13 protein-coding genes are annotated in these 18,768 nt (G+C 63.4%); 3 read left to right on the top strand and 10 right to left on the bottom strand.

Features of this window, described 5'->3' with window-relative positions; translation table 11 throughout:
- Positions 1 to 26: 26 nt before the first annotated feature.
- The 8 genes from CEW83_RS11440 to CEW83_RS11405 all read right to left on the bottom strand — a co-directional run bounded on the left by CEW83_RS11440 (position 27) and on the right by CEW83_RS11405 (position 13,506).
- Positions 27 to 8,852, bottom strand: coding sequence for a GH36-type glycosyl hydrolase domain-containing protein (locus CEW83_RS11440; RefSeq protein ID WP_108949454.1), 8,826 nt, complete (start codon positions 8,850 to 8,852; stop codon positions 27 to 29).
- Positions 8,853 to 8,935: 83 nt separating this feature from the next.
- Positions 8,936 to 9,088: a DUF3309 family protein gene (locus tag CEW83_RS11435; RefSeq protein WP_420094101.1), complete on the bottom strand. Its 153-nt coding sequence runs from the start codon at positions 9,086 to 9,088 to the stop codon at positions 8,936 to 8,938.
- Between the two features lie 97 nt (positions 9,089 to 9,185).
- Complete coding sequence (locus tag CEW83_RS11430; RefSeq protein ID WP_108949452.1) at positions 9,186 to 9,326, bottom strand: CsbD family protein; 141 nt, start codon at positions 9,324 to 9,326, stop codon at positions 9,186 to 9,188.
- 495 nt (positions 9,327 to 9,821) lie between these two features.
- Positions 9,822 to 10,139, bottom strand: coding sequence for a DUF1840 domain-containing protein (locus tag CEW83_RS11425; protein WP_108949451.1), 318 nt, complete (start codon positions 10,137 to 10,139; stop codon positions 9,822 to 9,824).
- A gap of 249 nt (positions 10,140 to 10,388) precedes the next feature.
- A complete protein-coding gene (locus CEW83_RS11420; protein WP_108949450.1) occupies positions 10,389 to 11,135 on the bottom strand; it encodes a Crp/Fnr family transcriptional regulator in 747 nt (248 codons plus the stop codon).
- A gap of 171 nt (positions 11,136 to 11,306) precedes the next feature.
- Positions 11,307 to 12,107: a hypothetical protein gene (locus tag CEW83_RS11415; RefSeq protein ID WP_108949449.1), complete on the bottom strand. Its 801-nt coding sequence runs from the start codon at positions 12,105 to 12,107 to the stop codon at positions 11,307 to 11,309.
- Positions 12,104 to 13,210, bottom strand: coding sequence for a glycosyltransferase family 4 protein (locus CEW83_RS11410; protein ID WP_108949448.1), 1,107 nt, complete (start codon positions 13,208 to 13,210; stop codon positions 12,104 to 12,106). The genes CEW83_RS11415 and CEW83_RS11410 overlap by 4 nt, the downstream gene beginning before the upstream one ends.
- The gene (locus tag CEW83_RS11405) at positions 13,207 to 13,506 is read right to left on the bottom strand and encodes a hypothetical protein (RefSeq protein ID WP_159099446.1); all 300 of its coding nucleotides are present in this window, start codon (positions 13,504 to 13,506) and stop codon (positions 13,207 to 13,209) included. Before CEW83_RS11405 ends, CEW83_RS11410 begins: the two co-directional genes overlap by 4 nt.
- A gap of 176 nt (positions 13,507 to 13,682) precedes the next feature.
- Here CEW83_RS11405 and CEW83_RS21050 point away from each other — a divergent pair, with 176 nt between their 5' ends.
- On the top strand, positions 13,683 to 13,838 hold the full coding sequence (locus tag CEW83_RS21050) for a hypothetical protein (RefSeq protein WP_234418785.1): 156 nt from the start codon (positions 13,683 to 13,685) through the stop codon (positions 13,836 to 13,838).
- Between the two features lie 21 nt (positions 13,839 to 13,859).
- On the top strand, positions 13,860 to 16,070 hold the full coding sequence (locus CEW83_RS11400) for an OsmC domain/YcaO domain-containing protein (RefSeq protein WP_108949446.1): 2,211 nt from the start codon (positions 13,860 to 13,862) through the stop codon (positions 16,068 to 16,070).
- A 297-nt stretch (positions 16,071 to 16,367) separates the two neighbouring features.
- On the opposite strand, the gene CEW83_RS21390 is transcribed toward CEW83_RS11400, so the two are convergent.
- Together CEW83_RS21390 and sigZ are read right to left on the bottom strand one after the other, a co-directional pair.
- Positions 16,368 to 17,129, bottom strand: a complete 762-nt coding sequence (locus CEW83_RS21390) for an OsmC family protein (RefSeq protein ID WP_234418784.1) — start codon at positions 17,127 to 17,129, stop codon at positions 16,368 to 16,370.
- A gap of 204 nt (positions 17,130 to 17,333) precedes the next feature.
- Positions 17,334 to 17,870: an RNA polymerase sigma factor SigZ gene (gene sigZ, locus CEW83_RS11390; RefSeq protein ID WP_108949445.1), complete on the bottom strand. Its 537-nt coding sequence runs from the start codon at positions 17,868 to 17,870 to the stop codon at positions 17,334 to 17,336.
- 171 nt (positions 17,871 to 18,041) lie between these two features.
- Here sigZ and CEW83_RS11385 point away from each other — a divergent pair, with 171 nt between their 5' ends.
- Complete coding sequence (locus CEW83_RS11385) at positions 18,042 to 18,764, top strand: aspartate/glutamate racemase family protein (protein WP_108949444.1); 723 nt, start codon at positions 18,042 to 18,044, stop codon at positions 18,762 to 18,764.
- Positions 18,765 to 18,768: the final 4 nt, after the last annotated feature.

Raw genomic sequence — 18,768 nt, 5'->3', positions numbered from 1 at the left:
AGAAACCAGCCCGGCGGTGGCTGGGCCTACCCGCCGGGATCGCTGATGCCGACCCGGACATGGAGATCGTGCTTCAGATGGTCGTCCAGCAGCGGGATGCTCCGCCCCGGCACCTCGGCGCCATCCAGTTCCATGCGGGTTACCCCGGCTTCGCCGCCGCCGGATTGGGAGACGACGATGTTGTAGGACGTGCTTCCATGGCGGAACCGCATCGTGAGGCCGGGCCAGTCGGCAGGCAGCGAAGGGTTGATGTGCAGGACATCGCCCTCGCGCTTCAGACCCAGCAGCGATTCCACGGTCAGTCGGTACATCCAGCCAGCGGCGCCGGTGTGCCAGCTCCAGCCGCCCCGACCGGTGTGGGGCGCACAGGCGTAGACGTCGGCTGCAACCACGTAGGGTTCCACCTTGTAGATGCCTGCAGCTTCGGCAGTCAGGGCGTGCTTCACAGGGTTGATCAGTGTAAGCAGCTCCCATGCGCGTCGTTCGTCGCCCTGTTCGGCAAAGGCCATCGTGGTCCATACGGCGGCATGGGTGTACTGCCCGCCGTTTTCGCGAACGCCGGGCACGTAGCCGCGGATGTAGCCCGGGTCCACGTTCACCTTGTCGAAGGGCGGGTCCAGAAGCTGGACGAGCGCATCTTCACGACGTACCAGGTGTCGGTCCACTGCGTTCATGGCCGTGCGGGCGCGCACCGGATCCGCTGCGCCGGAGAGGACGGCCCAGCTCTGGGAGATGGAGTCGATCCTGCATTCCGTGTTGGCGGCCGATCCCAGCTGCGAACCGTCGTCGAAGTAGGCCCGCAGATACCATTCGCCGTCCCAGCCATGCGCCTCGAGACTGCGCTGCAGGTCTTCCCGTTGCGCGGTGCACAGGGAGGCAAAGGCCGTATCGCCCCGGTTGGTCGCCAAGGCGGCGAACTGCCGGAGCACTTCACAGAGGAAGAAGCCCAGCCAGATGCTCTCGCCCTTGCCGGCGAGCCCCACCCGGTTCATGCCATCGTTCCAGTCCCCGGAGCCCATCAGGGGCAGACCGTGGACGCCCAGTCGGAGTCCGTGACGGATGGCCTGCACGCAGTGGTCGTAGAGGGTGGCGCTGACGCTGGAGTGCCCGGGCAGATCGTAGTAGGACTCGTCCTCCGAATTGATCGGACGGCCTTCAAGGTATCGTACCGATTCGTCCAGTACCGCGTTATCACCCGTAACCGTCACATAGCGGCTCACCGCCAGGGGCAGCCACAGGAAATCGTCGGAACATCGGGTGCGTACGCCGCGGCCTGAGGGTGGGTGCCACCAGTGTTGCACGTCTCCTTCCACAAACTGGCGGCTCGCGCACAGGAGCAGGTGCGCGCGCACCTGGTCGGGGGCCGCATGCACAAGGGCCATCACATCCTGCAACTGGTCGCGGAAACCGAAGGCGCCTCCCGACTGGTAGTAACCGCTGCGCGCCCACAGGCGGCCGCCCAGCACCTGGTAGATCAGCCAGCCATTGACGAGTACGTCGAGGCCTGGGTCTGGCGTAGCGATCTGCACGACACCGAGCACATCGCGCCAGTACGCTTTGATATCGTCCAGCGCCGTGTTCGACGCGGCGGTGCCGCTGAAGCGCTGCACGAGCGCGGCGGCCTCGGCAAGATCAGTCCCTGCCCCGAGTCGGAACACGATCTCGCGCTCCTCGCCCGGCGCAAGTTCGACAGTCACCTGGATGGCGCCGCAGGGGTCCAGCCCTGCGCCCACCCGACCGGACAGCCCGGCACGCTTCAGCGCCGTCGGGGCCTGCAGGCTTCCGTTGCGCCCCAGAAACTCTGCCCGGTCGCCTGTGACGGTGCGGTGCGGTGCGTCGGTGTGGAGGAAGGCGACGCGCCCGCCGAATTCGGTGCCATAGGGGTTGCGCGCGTACAGCGCACCGCTGGGCGAGGCGACCTCGGTGCTCACATGCATGGCCGACTTCTCGCGCAGATCGCCGAGTACCCACTCGATATAGGCGGTAGCAGAAAGGCGCCGCGGCCGGGGCGAGTCGTTCCTGAGCTTCAAGGCCATGAACTTCACCGCGGCATCCTTCGCCACGAATACAGTAAGGCGTGAATGAATGCCCATCGACCGGGTCTCGAAAATGCTGTAGCCAAAGCCGTGGCGGATCACATACGGGCTGGCTGCACGCACCGGCAGTGGCGTGGGAGACCAGATCAGGCCACTTTCCTCGTCCCGCAGGTAGAGGGCTTCGCCGCTGGGATCGCTCACCGGATCGTTGTGCCAGGGCGTGAGGCGGAATTCGTGCGCGTTCTCGCTCCAGGTGTAGGCCGAGCCGCTCTCTGACACGATGGTCCCGAACCGGGCATTTGCGAGGACGTTGACCCAGGGGGCGGGGGTGACCTGTCCGGGCGCCAGGGTGATGACATATTCGCGGCCGTCGGGGGTGAAGCCGCCCGACCCGTTGAACAGGATCCGCTCACCGCAATCGATGGCAGCGTCCGGGCTGTCAGCGTAGGCCCGGCTATCGGCTTTGAGGGCGGGCATGGGTGCCGCTTTGGCGGGGGGGCGATGGTCCAGCTGTTCCTCCAGACTCCCATTGCCATCGGTGATCACGGCCCGGGCTACGGCATGGAACAGGAGCCGGTCCTCGGCCGAAATCAGCTCGGCCGGACGCACGAAGATTCCGCCCGGCTGGTCGATCACGCTGGTGCCCATGTCCGAGGCGATCAGCCCGATGATCTCCTCCTGCAGGCGTTGCCGGTAGCCGGCATGGTCCTCGTTCCAGATCACCAGGTCCACGGCGAGCCCGCGCAGGCGCCAGTAGGCGTGCGCCTGCACGAGGTGACGGACGAGGTCGATATGGGCTGCGTTGCCGATCTGCAGCAACACGATGGGCAGGTCGCCCGATATGGCGTAGCCCCATAGCCCGGACTGTCCGCGGCGGTTCCTGATCAGCAGCGCGGGGTCTGACCGCAATCTGGCGTTTGCGTGAATCACCGGACCGGCCAGGCGCGCGTAGAGCATGGCGTCAGATTCACTGGCGTTGATCTGCTGCAGTACCACCTGGCTGTGCGTCCACGCCAGATCGAAGACGCGGTCTGCCATGTGCCGGTCCTGGAACTTGTCTACCAGGCAGACGGCCACTTCCCGCGTCGGCGCCATGCCGGAGACGATGTCGAGGGTCACTGTCTGCTCGGGTTCGATGGAGACAATCTGGCGAATCGCTGCGATTGGGTCGAGCACCGATCCACAGGTGCCGGAAAGCGCGCCGGTTTCATGCATCGCCGCAGGGTCGGCGGTCGTGCGGGTGCGTCCGATGAAGCGAAGGCGGTCGGTTTCGAACGATGCCGCTTCGGCTTGGGGCCCACGGACGATCATCAGGTGCATCATCCACGGCGTCGGCTCGTTCGCCGAACGGGGCCGGCGCATGCACAGGATCGCCTGCTGCTGCGCAAGAATCTCGGTCTGGACAAAGAGCTTGGAAAAGGCCGGATGCAGTGCGTCAGCAGCGGGCGCTGCAATCACGACTTCGGCATAGCTGGTGAGTTCGATGTCCCGGCGTTGCCGTGAGCAGTTGGTGATGCGGACCCGGCGCAGCTCGATGTCATCCTCCGGCGACACGACGATTTCGGTGTAGGTCTCGAGTTCGCCTTCATCCGCGCCTGCGAGCCTGTCCCAGCGCCGAAACTCGGCTCGCCCCTCGGAGAAGATCGCTTCATAGCGGTCTGTGCGTTTGAGCGCAGGCTGGTGGGTCGTTGACCAGAACGCATTGCCGCCTCCCGGCGTCAGGTCGCGGACGTAACAGAAGGCGCCGTGCTTGTCCTGGATGCCGTCCTCGCGCCAGCGTGTCACGGCGAGATCTTTCCAGCGGCTGTAGCCCCCGCCGCTGTTGGTCAGCATCACGTGGTAGGAACCATTGGACAGCAGTTGCACTTCGGGTGCGGGCGTGTCCGCAGTCGTGAAGTGCCTGATCGGGACCGCTGCGGGGACTGAACCCGTTCGCAGGTCGGAGAACTCGGTTGCGTTGGAGAACAGGATGGCGGTTTTCGGAATCCGCTCCTGGAGCAAGAGCATGACCGCCTGAAACTGAAGATTGGATTCGAAACGCCGTTGCATCGGGCGGTCGAGTATTTCATAGGCCAGGGCGAGCAGGCTCATGCCCTGATGGTGCGCCATGAAGGCATGAACTGTTGCCCACTCCTGATCCCGGCGTTGGCGCGAAGGCGTGTAGTCGATGGCCTCGAACATGCCAAATTGGCCAAGGAAGCCTTCTGCCGCCAGGCGCTGGAGGTTTCGGCAGGCTGCCTCGGGGGCGACCATCAGCGCCAGGACCGATGCGTAGGGAGCCACGACCAGATCGTCGGCCAATCCGCGTTTGAGTCCCAGGCCGGGTACGCCAAAAGCGCGGTACTGATAGGTCAGCTGGGTATCCACCGTGTTGTACGCCGACTCCGAAATGCCCCAGGGCACCCCCCGCTGCTGCCCGTAATCGATCTGTCGCGCGACGGCTGCCTTGCAGGTCTGGTCGAGCAGGGTGTCGTCATAGGTGGGCATGACCAGCAGCGGCATCAGGTACTCGAACATCGAGCCGCTCCACGACAGCAGCACCGGCTTGCCGCCAGCACTCGTGAGCAGCCGCCCGAGTGCGAACCAGCTCGCCTGGGGCAACTGGCCCTGGGCAATCGCCACGAAACTGGCAAGCCGCACCTCGGAGGCCAGCAGGTCGTAGCAGCTCCCGTCCACGCGCCGTTCCTGCACGTTGTAGCCGATCGTCAGCAGATGGCGTGACTTGTCGAACAGGAAGTCGTACTCCATGAGCGCAAAATCGCCGGATTGCCGGGCAAGTGCCTTCAGGCGCGCGATGCGGTCGCGCGCACGGCTGCTCGCCTTGATGACTGCGTCCTGCAGATCGACAAGCCAGCTGCGTTCGGCGTTGGTCGCGCTGGCGTCGGCCTCCTCGCCGATCTGCGGACACAGCAGCGTGTCCATTTTCGCCAGCACCTGCAGCGTCGGAATGCCGGGCATCCTGGCCTCGATGTCCATCAGCCCCGGCGGCGCAAGAGGCAGCTGCAGCCACGGCGCCAGATGGGTCAGCTCGGCGAGCGCGTCGTCCACCTGCTGCGCCAGGGCCTGGGCCCAGCGCTTGGCCTCGATTGCGTGCGGCGTGTTTCCGGTCTCGGCAGGCGCTTCGATGCGCTGGGCGATGATGACTGCGTTGCTGTCCGCCAGCACTTCGAGCGCCGTCCGGATTGCTCCGAGCGTCTGCCCGGGGGCGTCTGCAATCCCGTTCAGCGTCTGTCGGAATGCGATAAGGGGGCCGTGGTCTGCTGACTGGCTGGTCTCGAACAGGAGTTCCAGGGTGTCATTCAAGCCGTCGAACAGCTGGGGTGGCAGGATGGGGTCATCCGCGAGGGCAAGGAGGCCGCCCTGCAAGGTCAGGAGGTGGCCCGCGAGATTGCCGCTATCGACCGTAGAGATGTAGCGCGGTGGCAGCGGCTGCAAGGTTTCGGTGTCGTACCAGTTGTAGAAGTGGCCGCGGTAGCGCTCAAGGCTCGCCATGGTCTCAAGCGTACGGGAGGTGCGTTCGGCTAGCTTTCCGGCGGGGTGGTAGCCGAAGTCATAGGCTGTCAGGTTCGCCAGCAAGGCCAGGCCGATGTTGGTCGGAGACGTGCGGTGGGCGACGACGGGTTTGCGGTACTGCTGAAAGTTGTCGGGGGGAAGCCAGTGGTCGGCTGGGCCGACAAATGTGTCAAAGAAGGCCCAGGTCCGGCGCGCCAGTGTCCGCAGGAACAGGGTCTGTTCGGTCGTCAGGACGGCCTCCCGGCGTGACACTGGGCGACTGATCCACCAGGCGATGGCGGGAGATGCGAACCAGAGCAGCAACAGGGGGGCGACGAACAGCAGGGCATCCGGTTTGTCGATGACCAGCCAGATTGCGACCATGCTCGCGGTCACAGGGCCGGCGGCCATGCTCCGGAATGCAGCGCCAAGGCCGCTGCGCTGGTTCGTGGAGGCTTCGCGGTCGACTTCGCTGGAGGGCTGCCACTGCAGCAGTCGGCGATGGCTGACGCTCATCCGCCAGAGGGTACGCAGGATCGCATCGAGGCTGAACCAGGCCTCGTAAGGGAGGCAGGTCAGTTCGAAGCTCACCTGCTTGAGGTGGCGCGCCGTATTCTGGCCAACGGTGACAAGGTGCTGAATCAGCCTCGAGCCCTCGGGCTTGCGAAGCAGGTCATGCAAGGCCGTGACCATGCCAGGGAGAAGCAGGATGGCAATGATTGAAAGCGTCCACAGGCCGATGGCAGGCAGGACTGCACAGCCGGTCACGAAGAGCAGCAATACGGCGGTGGGGACGAGGCTGCGGCGCAGGTTGTCGGTCAGCTTCCACTGAGACAGCAATGACAGCGGATTTCGCCGTCTGTGGGGAAGGTTTCCGCCTGTCCCCGACGGGCATGCGCAGGGCACCGAGCTCTTCAGCCACGCAGCCAGCTGCCAGTCGCCACGAATCCAGCGATGGCGGCGACTTGCATCCACGCTGTAGCGTGCAGGGAAGTCCTCGTACAAGAGCACGTCGCTGATCAGGCCCGAGCGCGCATGGCAGCCTTCCAGAAGATCGTGGCTGAGAATGCGGTTCTCCGGGAGGAGCCCGTCCATTGCCCGCTCAAAGGCATCTACGTCATAGATTCCCTTGCCGTTGTACGACCCCTCTCCGAACACGTCCTGGTAAACGTCCGAGATCGCCCGAGTGTACGGGTCGATTCCCGGCTCGCCGGCATACAGGTGCGCATAGCGCGAGCGGCTTGCGCCCGGCAGGCTGATACCCAGGCCAGGCTGAAGAATGCCGTAGCCTTCGACGACCCGGCGCGTCTCGATATCGTAGCGGGGGCGGTTGAGGGGGTGATCCATGGCGGCCACGAGCAGTCGCGCAGCATCCCGCGGGAGCTGGGTGTCCGTGTCCAGTGTGATGACGTACTTGATCCGGGAGAGCACCGGAACGTCGCCGACGGTCTCGGAGAAGCGCGCTTCGCTCCGTCCCCGCAGCAAGGCGTTCAGGTCTGCCAGCTTGCCGCGCTTGCGCTCCCAGCCCATCCAGATTCTTTCCTGGGGATTCCACCGCCTCGGGCGGTGAAGCAGAAGAAAGATGCCGCTTCCTTCCCTTGGATATTTCTGGTTCAGTGTGTCGATACCTTCCCGGGCCAATGCCACCAGGCCCGCATCCCCGGGCAGTGACGCCTGATCCGCATCGAGAAAGTCCGTCAGCAGGGCGAAGTGCAGGCTTTCATCCGGATTGGCGAGAAAACGTACTTCAAGTGCCTCCAGCAGGGCATCAACATTGGCCGCGCTGGTCAGCAGCGTCGGCACCACCACGAGCGTGCGCGAAGTGGCTGGAATGCCAAGGCTATAGTCCAGGCGGGGTAGTGGGCGTGGTGTGACCAGCAGGGTTGTCAACCAGTTGACCAGGGCAATCGCAACCTGGCTTGCTGCCAGCAGTGCGATGATGGCAGCGGGCAGTTGGGCCCAGACCGCCAGCGCCGGGACAAGCTGAGCAAGCAGGATTGCGCTGATGAGCACGGTGAGAAGTCCCGCCGCGCCCAGATATAGCAACAGCGGTTTTGCGCTGGCGTACCTGCGTATTGCCGCGGTTCCGCGAAGGCGAACGCCTGTTGCCCGCTCCAGCGCCAGACGGCCTCTGCCGACGAGGTAGTAGCCCACATGGGCGCTGCGGCTCGCGAATTCCGTGCCTGCATCGTCGCTCGCGCCGGCGCGTGCCAGCCCGACCGCTGTACGAGCGACCTCTACCTCGGTCATGTCGCTCTTTCTGGCAATTTCCTCTGTGGCATGTCGATAGCGATCGCGGGTGGCGAAATCCATCTGTTCGTATGCGCCACCCGGATCGCCGAGCAGTGTTTGTTCGACCAGACTCATGCTCTCTACGAAGTCGCGCCAGTCCATGGCGCCAAGCACCCGCAGACTGCCGATGCTGTTGCTGATCGAGACCTGGTCTGCTGCCTGTCGCTGGTTCTCCGCCTGCACGAGCTGGGCGATGGTCAGGCCCGATTGGGCGAGTCGCTGCTCGATCCAGGTCAGGGGGAGCGCCAGCGCCTGGCCGTGTCCCTGAAGCCGACGCACGAATTCCGCCACAAAGGCGCTGACCATGGGAGGCTCGGAGCGCACCATGTCGGCGATGGCGAGGATGAGGCTGTTGGGGTCGGTCTCGACCGTCTTCGTCAGCTTGTCTGCCCATACATCTGCCTGCTCCCGCTCGGCGCAGGCGGCGGCAATCTGCACGCCGACACGGCGCAGGTTCTCGATGACGGCGAGGCGCAGCATGATCGGAATGGCCCACAGCTCGCCGAGCTTGAGGACAGTGATCGTCTGGTAGGACGCCACGAAGCGGCTGAGGCCTTCGGCATCGACACGGCCATCGCCATGAGCAATGGTTTTCAGTGCGATATCGTAGACCCGCGGCCGTCCTGTCGATGGTCCCTTGCCGAGTCGGGGGAGCTCGAGGCTGTAGTCCTTCGGCAAGAGACGCTTGGCCGTGCCGATCTGTTCTTCGATGAGATAGAAGTTGTCGAGCAGCCATTCCGCGCCGGGCGTAACACGGTTGCCCTCGGCCACTGCAGCCGTGAGCTGAGTGCAGACCTCGACCAGCGTGCGTTCGTTATCGGCCAGGCGGCTCAGCAACTGGTCCGATGGGCGGTCCGGCGTCAGCACATGCCCACTGGCCAGGGCCTTGCCGTACAACGCCAACTGATCGGCACTGAACAGCTCCGATCGCAGCGGGAGTTCATCGTCACGTGCCTGACTCTGGCTGCGCCCGCTGCCAGAGCGTGTCTTGATGTACTGCAGATATCTGGCAATGCGGGATTCAGTACTCAATTTGATTCGATCCCCGATAACGTTCGACAGACCAAATCCGCGGCGCCGTTCGGAAACAGGCCGCGGATTGGTCTGCGCTGGGCCTAGATCTTGCCCAGGAGCACCAGGATGAGCAGGACAACGACCACCAGTCCCAGCCCGCCAGTTGGGCCGTAACCCCAGCTGCGGCTGTGCGGCCAACTCGGAAATACGCCAATCAGCATCAAGATCAGCACGATCAGCAGAATCGTTCCCAATGACATTTCAACCTCCTCTTCAATTCGACGGCATCAACGCCTTGCAGATGCGCGCTCGGCTCCCGTCGAACGCCTCGGAGCCGGGCTCGATAAGGGCCTATGCCTTGATGGCTTTGGTGACTTCCTGCTTCAGGTCGCCATAGCCGGCTCGAAGCTTGCCGCCGAGCTGCTCAACCTTGCCTTGTTGCTGCAGCGCCTCCGTGCCGACGATCCTTTCGGCGACTTGATCCTTGTTCATGGTGCATCCTTGATGGGCTGGCTTGCGAGCGACGTGTCGGCCACCCTTGCCGGACATGCACTGTTCCTTGCCACGGCCGGAGTTCAGTCAGGTCTGCTGGTTTGGATGGACTGAATGTGAGCCTCTGGCGCGTGTTCGTCTGTCTGCTGGCGCACGAACTGATCTTGCGGTGGCAATTACGGTTGCACGATGGTGAGCTTGTCGCTGAGCTTGTCGCTGAGCTTGACCGGGTGCGACTTCAGGGCCGCAGCCGGCGCGGCCGCAGATAATGCGAGCATATGCACGCATGCATTAACCATGGTTTTGGCATGGTGCCTCTGGTGGCTGCACGGCACCCGCCAACGCCGGTTTCAAGCCCCCGGCGGTCGAGTGTCGTGATGTATCGGCGCCGGTGTTCGCGAGGCCTGGGTGCCCGCAATCACTCCGCTTCGGTTGTGCCTGCGTGGCATCCGCCCGGGTGACCTGAAATACCGCCGAGTGGCCTTCGTTGCAGGTCTATACGCCCCAGGTGACAGGGGCTCTTTCGGCGAGCGACTGTTCCAGCAGTTCGAGCAAAGGCAGACCCCGTTGATGGAAGGAGATGTCGCCGTCCGGGGTCTGTTCGGTGTCGTCAACGGGGGGTTGGCCGGCATGCGCGGCGACGTCGGCGTCGATGGCCTGCCGCACGCGTGAAATCGCGTCGGGAAGTTGCTCCACGGTGATGATCCCTTGCTGTGCATCCTGGTCCTTGCCCAGCACCTCCAGCAGTTCCTTGCCATTCTGCTCAAGGGTAATCACGTTACCGCTGGCGGCGGACTTGAATATAATCAGCATTTCAGGGTCTCCAGTGTGGTCCGTGATGGCCGAAGGCCGCCGCACGAAGTCGGGGCGCTTGGCCAAGGTGACAGGATGAATGTTACGCGGTGAGCGGTGGTCGTCTGTGCGGTGGGCAACATGTCCAGCGGGCTGGTCGGGCGCGGGCCGATTACTGGCCGGCAAGGCGCAGCATGACTGGCACAATCCTGAATGACGTGCCCTCGGATTGCTGCTGCAGGCTCGAAGCCAGGGTGCTCACGAAACGACTCACGTGTCGATCGAATAGGGCAGCAGGCGGTCGAACTCCTTCTTCACCACTGCGTAACACTCGCAGGCTCTGGCTTCCAGGCCGGGCCGGTCGATCACCCTGATGTGACCGCGCCGGTATTCGATCAGGCCGGCGCGCTGCACGTTGCCAGCCGCCTCCGTGACGCCCTCGCGGCGTACGCCGAGCATGTTGGCGATCAGTTCCTGGGTCATGAGCAGTTCGTCGGAGGGAACGCGGTCAAGGCTCAACAGCAGCCAGCGGCAGAACTGCTGATCCAGCGTGTGATGGCGGTTGCATACTGCCGTTTGTGCCATCTGCGTCAGCAGCGCCTGAGTGTAGCGCAGCAACAGGCGCTGCATTGGTCCGGCGCGGAAGAACTCGTCTTTCAGCAATTGCCCCTTCAACCGATAGGCGTGGCCTGCGCTTTGGACGACGGCCCGGTTGTTGGTGGTCTCTCCGCCCATGAAGAGCGACACACCGACGATGCCTTCGTTGCCGACCACGGCAATTTCGGCCGATGCGCCATCCTCCATGACGTAGAGCAGGGAGACGATGGACGTGGTCGGAAAATAGACGTGGCGCAACGGGATTCCTGACTCGTACAGAACGTGACCGAGCGGCATCGTGACCAGTTCGAGGCTGGGGAAGAGGCGCGTGAAGTCGGCCTCAGGCAGGGCGGCGAGGAGATGGTTCTGGGAAGGGGCGGGTGGAGAAGGCCCCGTGTCACTTGCTCCGTCGGGCTGCATCGTCGAAGGACCTCACCTCACGGTGCCGGGGTGTCGGCCGGATGAGCGCAGTATAGTTGAGCGTCCGTGCGAAGTGTGCGCCACCGCACCGACCCGCGCGTGCTGCCTGTGCCGGCTTCCTGCCGATGTACGCCGTCCCTTTCTGGCGCGCGACTGGATGCAGTGCCGTCCCTATGCGGGTGTCTGAGCCAGGTCGGCGAAGCGCTGGATCATCTCCGCCAGCACGGAAAAATCGTGAGCATCCACCAGTCGCTGCTGGGCTCGTTCCACTGCCGCGGCGTGCTCAGGGTTTGGCCGGTGCTGGAGCAGCGCCCGGTATGTGGCGATCTCTTCGCCCAGATACCAGAACTCGTCGTTGGTCTCCTTGCGCTTCTTGTCTTCGTCGCGCAGCAGTTGGGCGCAGCGAATGTTCAGCAGGCGGCGGTGGATCTTCAGGGCCTGTGCCGGCAGCTCGCCGGGCAGGGCGCGCACCTGCACCCCGAGATCGCGGCTCCAGTTGCCAATCGCAGTTGGCAGGCTGGTGGCCATGTCGACGATGTCGAAGGGTTCGCGCAAGGTGCCCACGATGTCGGCCCGCAGGTTGCGAAATCCGACGTCCGCCAGCAGCAGGGTCGGCTTGTCCAGCGCCCGCATGAAGCCATACTCGAGCGCCACGTTGGGATTGAACTCGTCCTTGACCCGGTCCTCCAGCACCGCCAGACCGTACTTGCAGCACAGCATGTACACGGACACATTGGTCCACACCTGGCGGTCGCGCGGATACATCCGGTCGTCGGCGCGCAAGCCCGTGAGGCCCTGACGGCACAGCGCCCGGCGCAGCTCCTCGTCCAGTTGCGCAAGCAGGCGGTTGCCCGCATCGAAGCGGGTCATGATGAACACGTTGCGGCTGTAGTCCGGGTGATCCTGGAAGAAGCGCTCGCAATCGGGCTTCAGGTGCGCATAGCCGGGTGGCAGATGAAAGTCGTCGGTCACGTGGTGTGCTCCTCGGTATCAAGGCTCTGGCCGGGCAGGGCCATGAAGCGTTCCAGATAGCGGCGTGCCATGGCCACGTTGGTGAACTGCTGCAGGGCCCGGGCGCGCGCTGCCGATCCCATGGCCTGGAGTGCGTCAGCATCCATCTCGCGCCAGCGTTCCATGGCGCGACAGAAAGCGGCATAGCTGGTGTCGTCGCAGTAGATGGCGTGCTCACCCAGCACTTCCACCAGTCCGTCGACCCGGGTGCAGACTACCGGGATGCCCCGGGCCGCGCCTTCAAGCGCGGCAAGGCCGAAGGGTTCGTAGGTGGACGGCTGCACCAGCACGTCGATCGCATTGAAGAAGGCTTCCAGGCGGGCGCCGCCGCACCAGCCGAGATAGTGGACCCGCGCCTCAATGCCGAGGTCGTGCACCAGATCGCGCGCATAGGCGCTGAAGGCCTTGCCGGCGATCATGGCCTCGAAGCCGTCGAAGCCGGGCTCGGCAAGCAGCATCTGGACGTATTCCGGATGCTTGCGCGGCACCAGCCGGCCACAATAGCCCAGTACATTGCGGCGCGGCCGTGCGAGCACGGGAGCCGGCGGCACGATGCCGTTGGCAACGACGCTGACGCGCGGGTTGAGGCGCTCATATCCCAGCGTGTGGTAGTAGCGCCGCTCGGCCTCGGAGACCAGCACGACTTCGTCGCAGGCGGAGATGAGACGCTCCTGATCCATCACCGCGCCGTGCAGATTCACCGCATTCGAGATCTCCTCGTAGGCCAGCAGGGAATGGATGGTGAACACGGACCGGGCGCCCCCGGTGGCGTCGAGCAGCCCCGGCCTGTGGTTGTAGGAGTGGATGTGCACCACCGGCGCATGAAAGTGGGCGAGCTCCGCTTCGCTGCCTACGGCCACGCAAGGATGGCTGGCGAGGATTGCCTCCACCTCGTAAGGCTGGTACTCGTGATCGGTGACGTACCACAGTGCGCGCACGCCAATCGCGGCAAAGCCGCTGGCCAGCGACTCGATCACGCTGCCGACGCCGCCCATCCGGTTGTGCGGCATCTCGTTGGTGATCTCGATGACGTCGAAGTTTCGCCCGGTGGTGTTGGTGATCACGGGAAAAGCTCCGCCAGGCCGGCATCGTCCGGCACCTGCAGCGTGCCCAGCACGCCGACGGCACGGCACTCGACGGGAAAACGTTCCGGCGCCTCCCAGCTGCCGTCACTGCGCCGGGCGGCCAGAAAGACCCCGGCCACGCACTCGGTGAGGCAGGGGTTGCAATCTTCCGTGTGGAAATTATGGACCGCCATCACCCGGTAGGCACCCGGCGCGACAGTGCTCAGATCAATCCGGATCTCGCTTGCGGAGCGGTAGCTCAGGCCGAAGCGGCTGATCTCGAACGGTTCCACCACCAGCACCGCTCCCGCCAGCCGGCATGGGCGAGGCGCCGAAGAGATAGCCCGAAACCCGGGCGCCTCCGGTGGGTCCTCCAGCGCTGCCACGCCAGTAGGGCTTGCCTGGTTCCGCTGAGTCCTGTCCATCGTGGATGACTCTCAATAGAAACGCCAAGTTGATGCCGGCCAACAGATTGGGTGACCCCATTCTGGCCCAGGGGCAGGCATGGCTCAAGCTGAAGTTTGCGGTGCGCGCTGCTGTCGGTGCCAGCAACTGCATCCTCGGGCTGCCGGAGAAGCGCGGTCCTTCCACCGGGAAAGCGGCGATAATGGCGACCAATTCGCTTTGAGCGCCATATCAGGATTCCCCCATGGAAATTAAGGTCAATTTTCTCGACAAGCTGCGTCTCGAAGCCAAGTTCGATGACTTCACGGTCGTGGCCGATCAGCCTATCCGCTATAAGGGCGATGGCTCGGCCCCTGGTCCGTTCGATTACTTTCTGGCTTCATCGGCTTTGTGTGCGGCTTATTTCGTGAAGCTGTACTGCGAAACGCGAAATATTCCGACCGATAACATCCGCCTGTCGCAGAACAATATTGTTGATCCGGAGAACCGCTACAAGCAGCTGATCAAGATTCAGATCGAGCTGCCGGCGGATATCTCTGCCAAGGACAGGCAGGGCATTTTGCGCTCCGTCGACCGTTGCACGGTGAAAAAGGCAATTCAAACCGGGCCCGATTTCGTGATCGAGGAGGTCGAGAATCTGGATGCCGATGCGCAGGCCTTGCTGACGCTGAATCCGGATTCGGACGCAAGTACCTATATTGTCGGAAAGGACCTGCCGCTGGAGCAAACCATCGCGAACATGTCGGGGGTTCTGGCGGGCCTGGGCATCAAGGTTGAAATCGCTTCGTGGCGCAATCTCGTTCCCAATGTGTGGTCGCTGCATATCCGCGATGCACACTCGCCGATGTGTTTTACCAATGGCAAGGGTGCAAGCAAGGAAAGCGCGCTGGCATCGGCGTTGGGCGAATTCATCGAGCGCCTGAACTGCAACCATTTCTACAACGACCAGTTCTGGGGCGAGGATATTGCCGGTGCGCCGTTTGTGCATTATCCCGATGAGCGCTGGTTCAAACCGGGTCCCAAGAATGCACTGCCAGCTGGCGTTCTCGACGACTACTGCCTGCAGATCTTCGACCCCGATGGCGAGTTGCGCAGCTCGCATCTGTACGACACCAACTCCGGCAACGTGCAGCGCGGCATCTGTTCGCTGCCCTATGTGCGTCAGTCGGACGGCGCAGTGGTGTATTTCCCGACCAACCTGATCGACAACCTGTATCTCAGCAATGGCATGAGTGCCGGCAATACGCTGGCCGAAGCACAGGTGCAATGCCTGTCGGAGATTTTCGAGCGAGCGGTAAAGCGGGAGATTCTGGAAGGCGAAATGGCACTGCCCGATGTGCCGCACGAAGTGCTGGCGAAATACCCCGGCATTCTGGCGGGCATCGACGAGCTGGAAAAGCAGGGCTTTCCGGTGCTGGTAAAGGATGCATCGATGGGCGGGGCGTTTCCGGTGATGTGTGTCACCTTGATGAACCCGCGCACGGGCGGTGTGTTTGCCTCGTTTGGCGCACATCCAAGCCTCGAGGTGGCGTTGGAACGCAGTCTTACCGAGTTGCTGCAGGGCCGCAGTTTTGAAGGCCTGAATGATCTGCCCCAGCCCACCTTCGAAAGTAACGCCGTCACCGAGCCGAACAACTTCGTCGAGCACTTTATCGATTCCAGTGGCGTGGTGTCGTGGCGCTTTTTCAGTGCCAAAGCCGATTTCGATTTTGTCGAGTGGGACTTCTCCGGCCAGGGTGAAGAATCCAATGCCGAGGAAGCCGCAGCCTTGCTCGGCATTCTCGAAGACATGGGCAAGGAAGTGTACATGGCCGTGTACGACCAGCTCGGCGCAATCGCCTGCCGCATCCTGGTGCCGGGGTATTCGGAAGTCTATCCGGTCGAAGACCTGATCTGGGATAACACCAACAAGGCACTGTCGTTCCGCGCCGATATCCTGAACCTGCACCGCCTCGACGATGCCAGCCTGGAAGCACTGCTTGAACGTCTGGATGACAGCGAGCTCGACGATTACACCGACATCATTACCTTGATCGGCGTCGAGTTCGACGAGAATACGAATTGGGGTCAGCTCACGATTCTGGAGCTGAAACTGCTGATTCATCTGGCCCTGCAGCAATTCGAGGCAGCGAAGGAGCGGCTCGAAGCCTTTCTGCAATATAACGAGAACACGGTCGAGCGCGTCCTGTTCTATCAGGCCCTGAATGTGGTGCTGGAGGTGCTGCTGGACGACGATCTGGATCTGGACGATTACGAGCTCAATTTCCGTCGCATGTTTGGCAACTCACGGATGGACGCAGCGATGGGGACAGTCGACGGCAGCGTGCGCTTCTACGGCTTGACGCCAACGAGCATGATGCTGGAAGGGCTCGACAGGCACCAGCGCCTGATCGACAGCTACAGGAAGCTGCACACGGCGCGGGCCAGTGTGGCGGCTTTGGCCAGTCAGGGGTAATCAGGGCGGGCCCAGCCCCAGTCCATCCAGACGTTCAGCACACCAGCGACAGCCACCCCTGCACCTGTCAGCGCGCCACGCCATGCCGGTACGCTGCGCCGAATCCGGGCCCTTGTTCCAGGGGCTCTCCGGACAAAGGCAGCCTGAGGCGGTGTCAAGAAAACTTCGGACAGTCTGACATCGGGTGGAAGGGTGCGTGTGCAGCGGGGAACGGACCATGATCCTGGCGTTGCCTGGGCAAACCCTGTGGTACAGACAAACGAAAAGCGAGATGGATGGCGGACGCCATCGCCTGGCTCATCGTCGATGCATGACACCGGACAGATCCGTGCCCGGCGCCACCGTATTGAACACGGTGCCGTACTTCCTGACATTGTCATGGAGCAGTTCGATGCGTCGCTCTGATTCATCGGTATCCACAATGATTTCGTAGCGGATGCTCTCCATCTTTGGCGGCACATCCTGGCGCACGCCATCCACGAGCACTTCCACGCCTTTCAGCTCAAACTTGAGCATCGGCACCACCCGCTCAATGCCTTTTATCATGCACGCCGATAGCGCGGCCAGCAGCAGCTCCGCAGGGTTGAAGGCATCGGGGCGTCCGGCGAGATCGGTATCCAGCGTGATTGACGCGGACTTGCACTGAGCCTCGCTGCCGTGTGAGTCATTTCGCCTGGTTCGCACGGCGAATTGCATCTTCTGAGGGGCGTTTTCCATTTTTTTCTCCAGCGTGGCGTAATTCAGTTCAGCAACATTTTCCGGAAGGTGACGACGGAGCGCAGCAGGCCGAATTGCTGGCCAGCGATGACACATCGCCCCGCACGGGAAACCCCTTGCGCCCCCATTCTGTGACACCGTCTTCCATGTTGGCGATCTTTTCGTATCCGGGAGCATCTGAAAGCAGGTCGCTTTCAAGCTGCGTTCGCCAGCGGAGGACGCCACATTCAACGCCTGATCGCGCGGTAACGCCCTGAATCGCTGCCCAAGTTCGCTCATCGGCATGGCGATGACCTTGGGCGCATCGAATGCCAGTGCGGCAATTTCCGATGGCGCGCGCACGTCATCCGGCGCTGCCGCTTTCTTGCCGCACGCGCAGTGAGGGCGAGCCCCGTCAGCAACGGCATGGACGGCGCAGGAACCGGCTTGCCATTGGGGCTGACATCGGGGCGCGCCACCAGACGGCAGGTACCCGTGCCGGTCCAGCCCGAAAGCGCACCGGGATGCTCCGCAGTCAGCGCCTCAATGGACGAAAACGGGATCGCATTATTCGAGCGGTGCTCGGGGTACGAAACAGCAGACCTGGCCTGCCTCGTCGAAGCGGACCTGGCAGGCGGTGACGAGCCGGGTCTTGAGTCGTTTCCGGGCGCGCAGAATGCGCGACTTGGCTGCGGGGAGCGTGAGCCCGAGGCGCTCGGCGCAGGCCTGATGGGACAGGCCCTCGATGTCGCACAGGGTCAGCACTTCGCGATCCTCAGGCGCCAGTTCGGCGAGTGCGCGCGGCAGGCAGGCGGTGAGCGCCTCGACCGGCTCGTCCGAATCTTCGGGTGCGGGGTAATCCGCCTCGTTGAGCGGAATCTGTTCCTTGGTCAGCCGGTAGCGGTCGATGAGCAGGTTGCGCGCGACGTGAAAGAGCCATGCTCTGGGCTTGTCGATGCCGCACAGGCCACGGTCGAGCAACATCGCGCGCAGGAAAACTTCCTGCACGAGGTCGTTCGCTTCGTCGGCACTGGCGATACGCCCGCTGACGAATCGAAGCAGTTCGCGGCCGTGCATCGCCCACGCCTCACTCACGCATTTCATGGGCTAGGTACTACCAGTAATTGCATGGATCTGCGGATGGGTTATTTCACTGCAGTGTAGGTCGAATGACTCCAACTGAGAATCCTGCTTTCAGAACGGTGGTCGGCATCATGGCGATGCTGAGCTGAGCGTTCAGTGGGGCGTAGCCCCTTCGGGCGATGGGCGACGTCGTTGAGACTCAACTGGCGCGGCATCCGCGCCGATCAGCTCATGGATGTGCGCGCGCACCTTGCCGACAAGGGCGCCGACATCATCCTGCCCGGAATGACCGAGGTGTTAGTGCTGGTCGACGTGTTGCGTTCGCGGGTGTCCGTGCCCCTGATCGACTCGAATCTCGCCTATGCCGAGCATGCCGTCGGCGCAGACCCGACCATCGGCATGCTTGCCACCTGCATGCGTCTCGAAGCCAATGGTCAGAATGCATTTGTCATCCACTGCAATACGGCGCACGCCTTTGTCAGCAGCATCCAGCGTCAGCTCGACATCCCCATCGTCAACATGCTGTCGGAAGTGATCGCGTTCGCGCGCGAGAAGATGCCCGAGGTCAGCCGCCTTGGTCCGCTGGCAACATCGGGGACGATCACCAGCAGGGTCTACCACTCGACGGCAGAGGCTGCCGGGATGACGCTGCTGGTGCCGGACGCATCGGTACAGGCGCGCGTGATGGAATCCATCTGCGGCGCCGACGGCGTCAAGGCCGGCTTCAACTCAGGCGCCTGCAGCAGCCACCTCGCTGCAGTCATCGCGCATCTGCGCGACCAGGGCGCGCAGGCCGTCATCCTTGGATGTACCGAGCAGCCGCTGCTGGACCCGACCGGGATTCTTGCAAACAGCTGCGTCCGCCTCGCCCGGAAGGTGCGTGTGGATGTTGCAAGTGAGGGCGTTCCCGCCTGACCCG

Source organism: Parazoarcus communis, from assembly GCF_003111645.1.
GTDB classification, from domain to species: Bacteria; Pseudomonadota; Gammaproteobacteria; order Burkholderiales; family Rhodocyclaceae; genus Parazoarcus; species Parazoarcus communis_A.
Note: the sequence above shows the minus strand (reverse complement) of the source record. Positions and strands in the feature narration are given on the sequence as shown.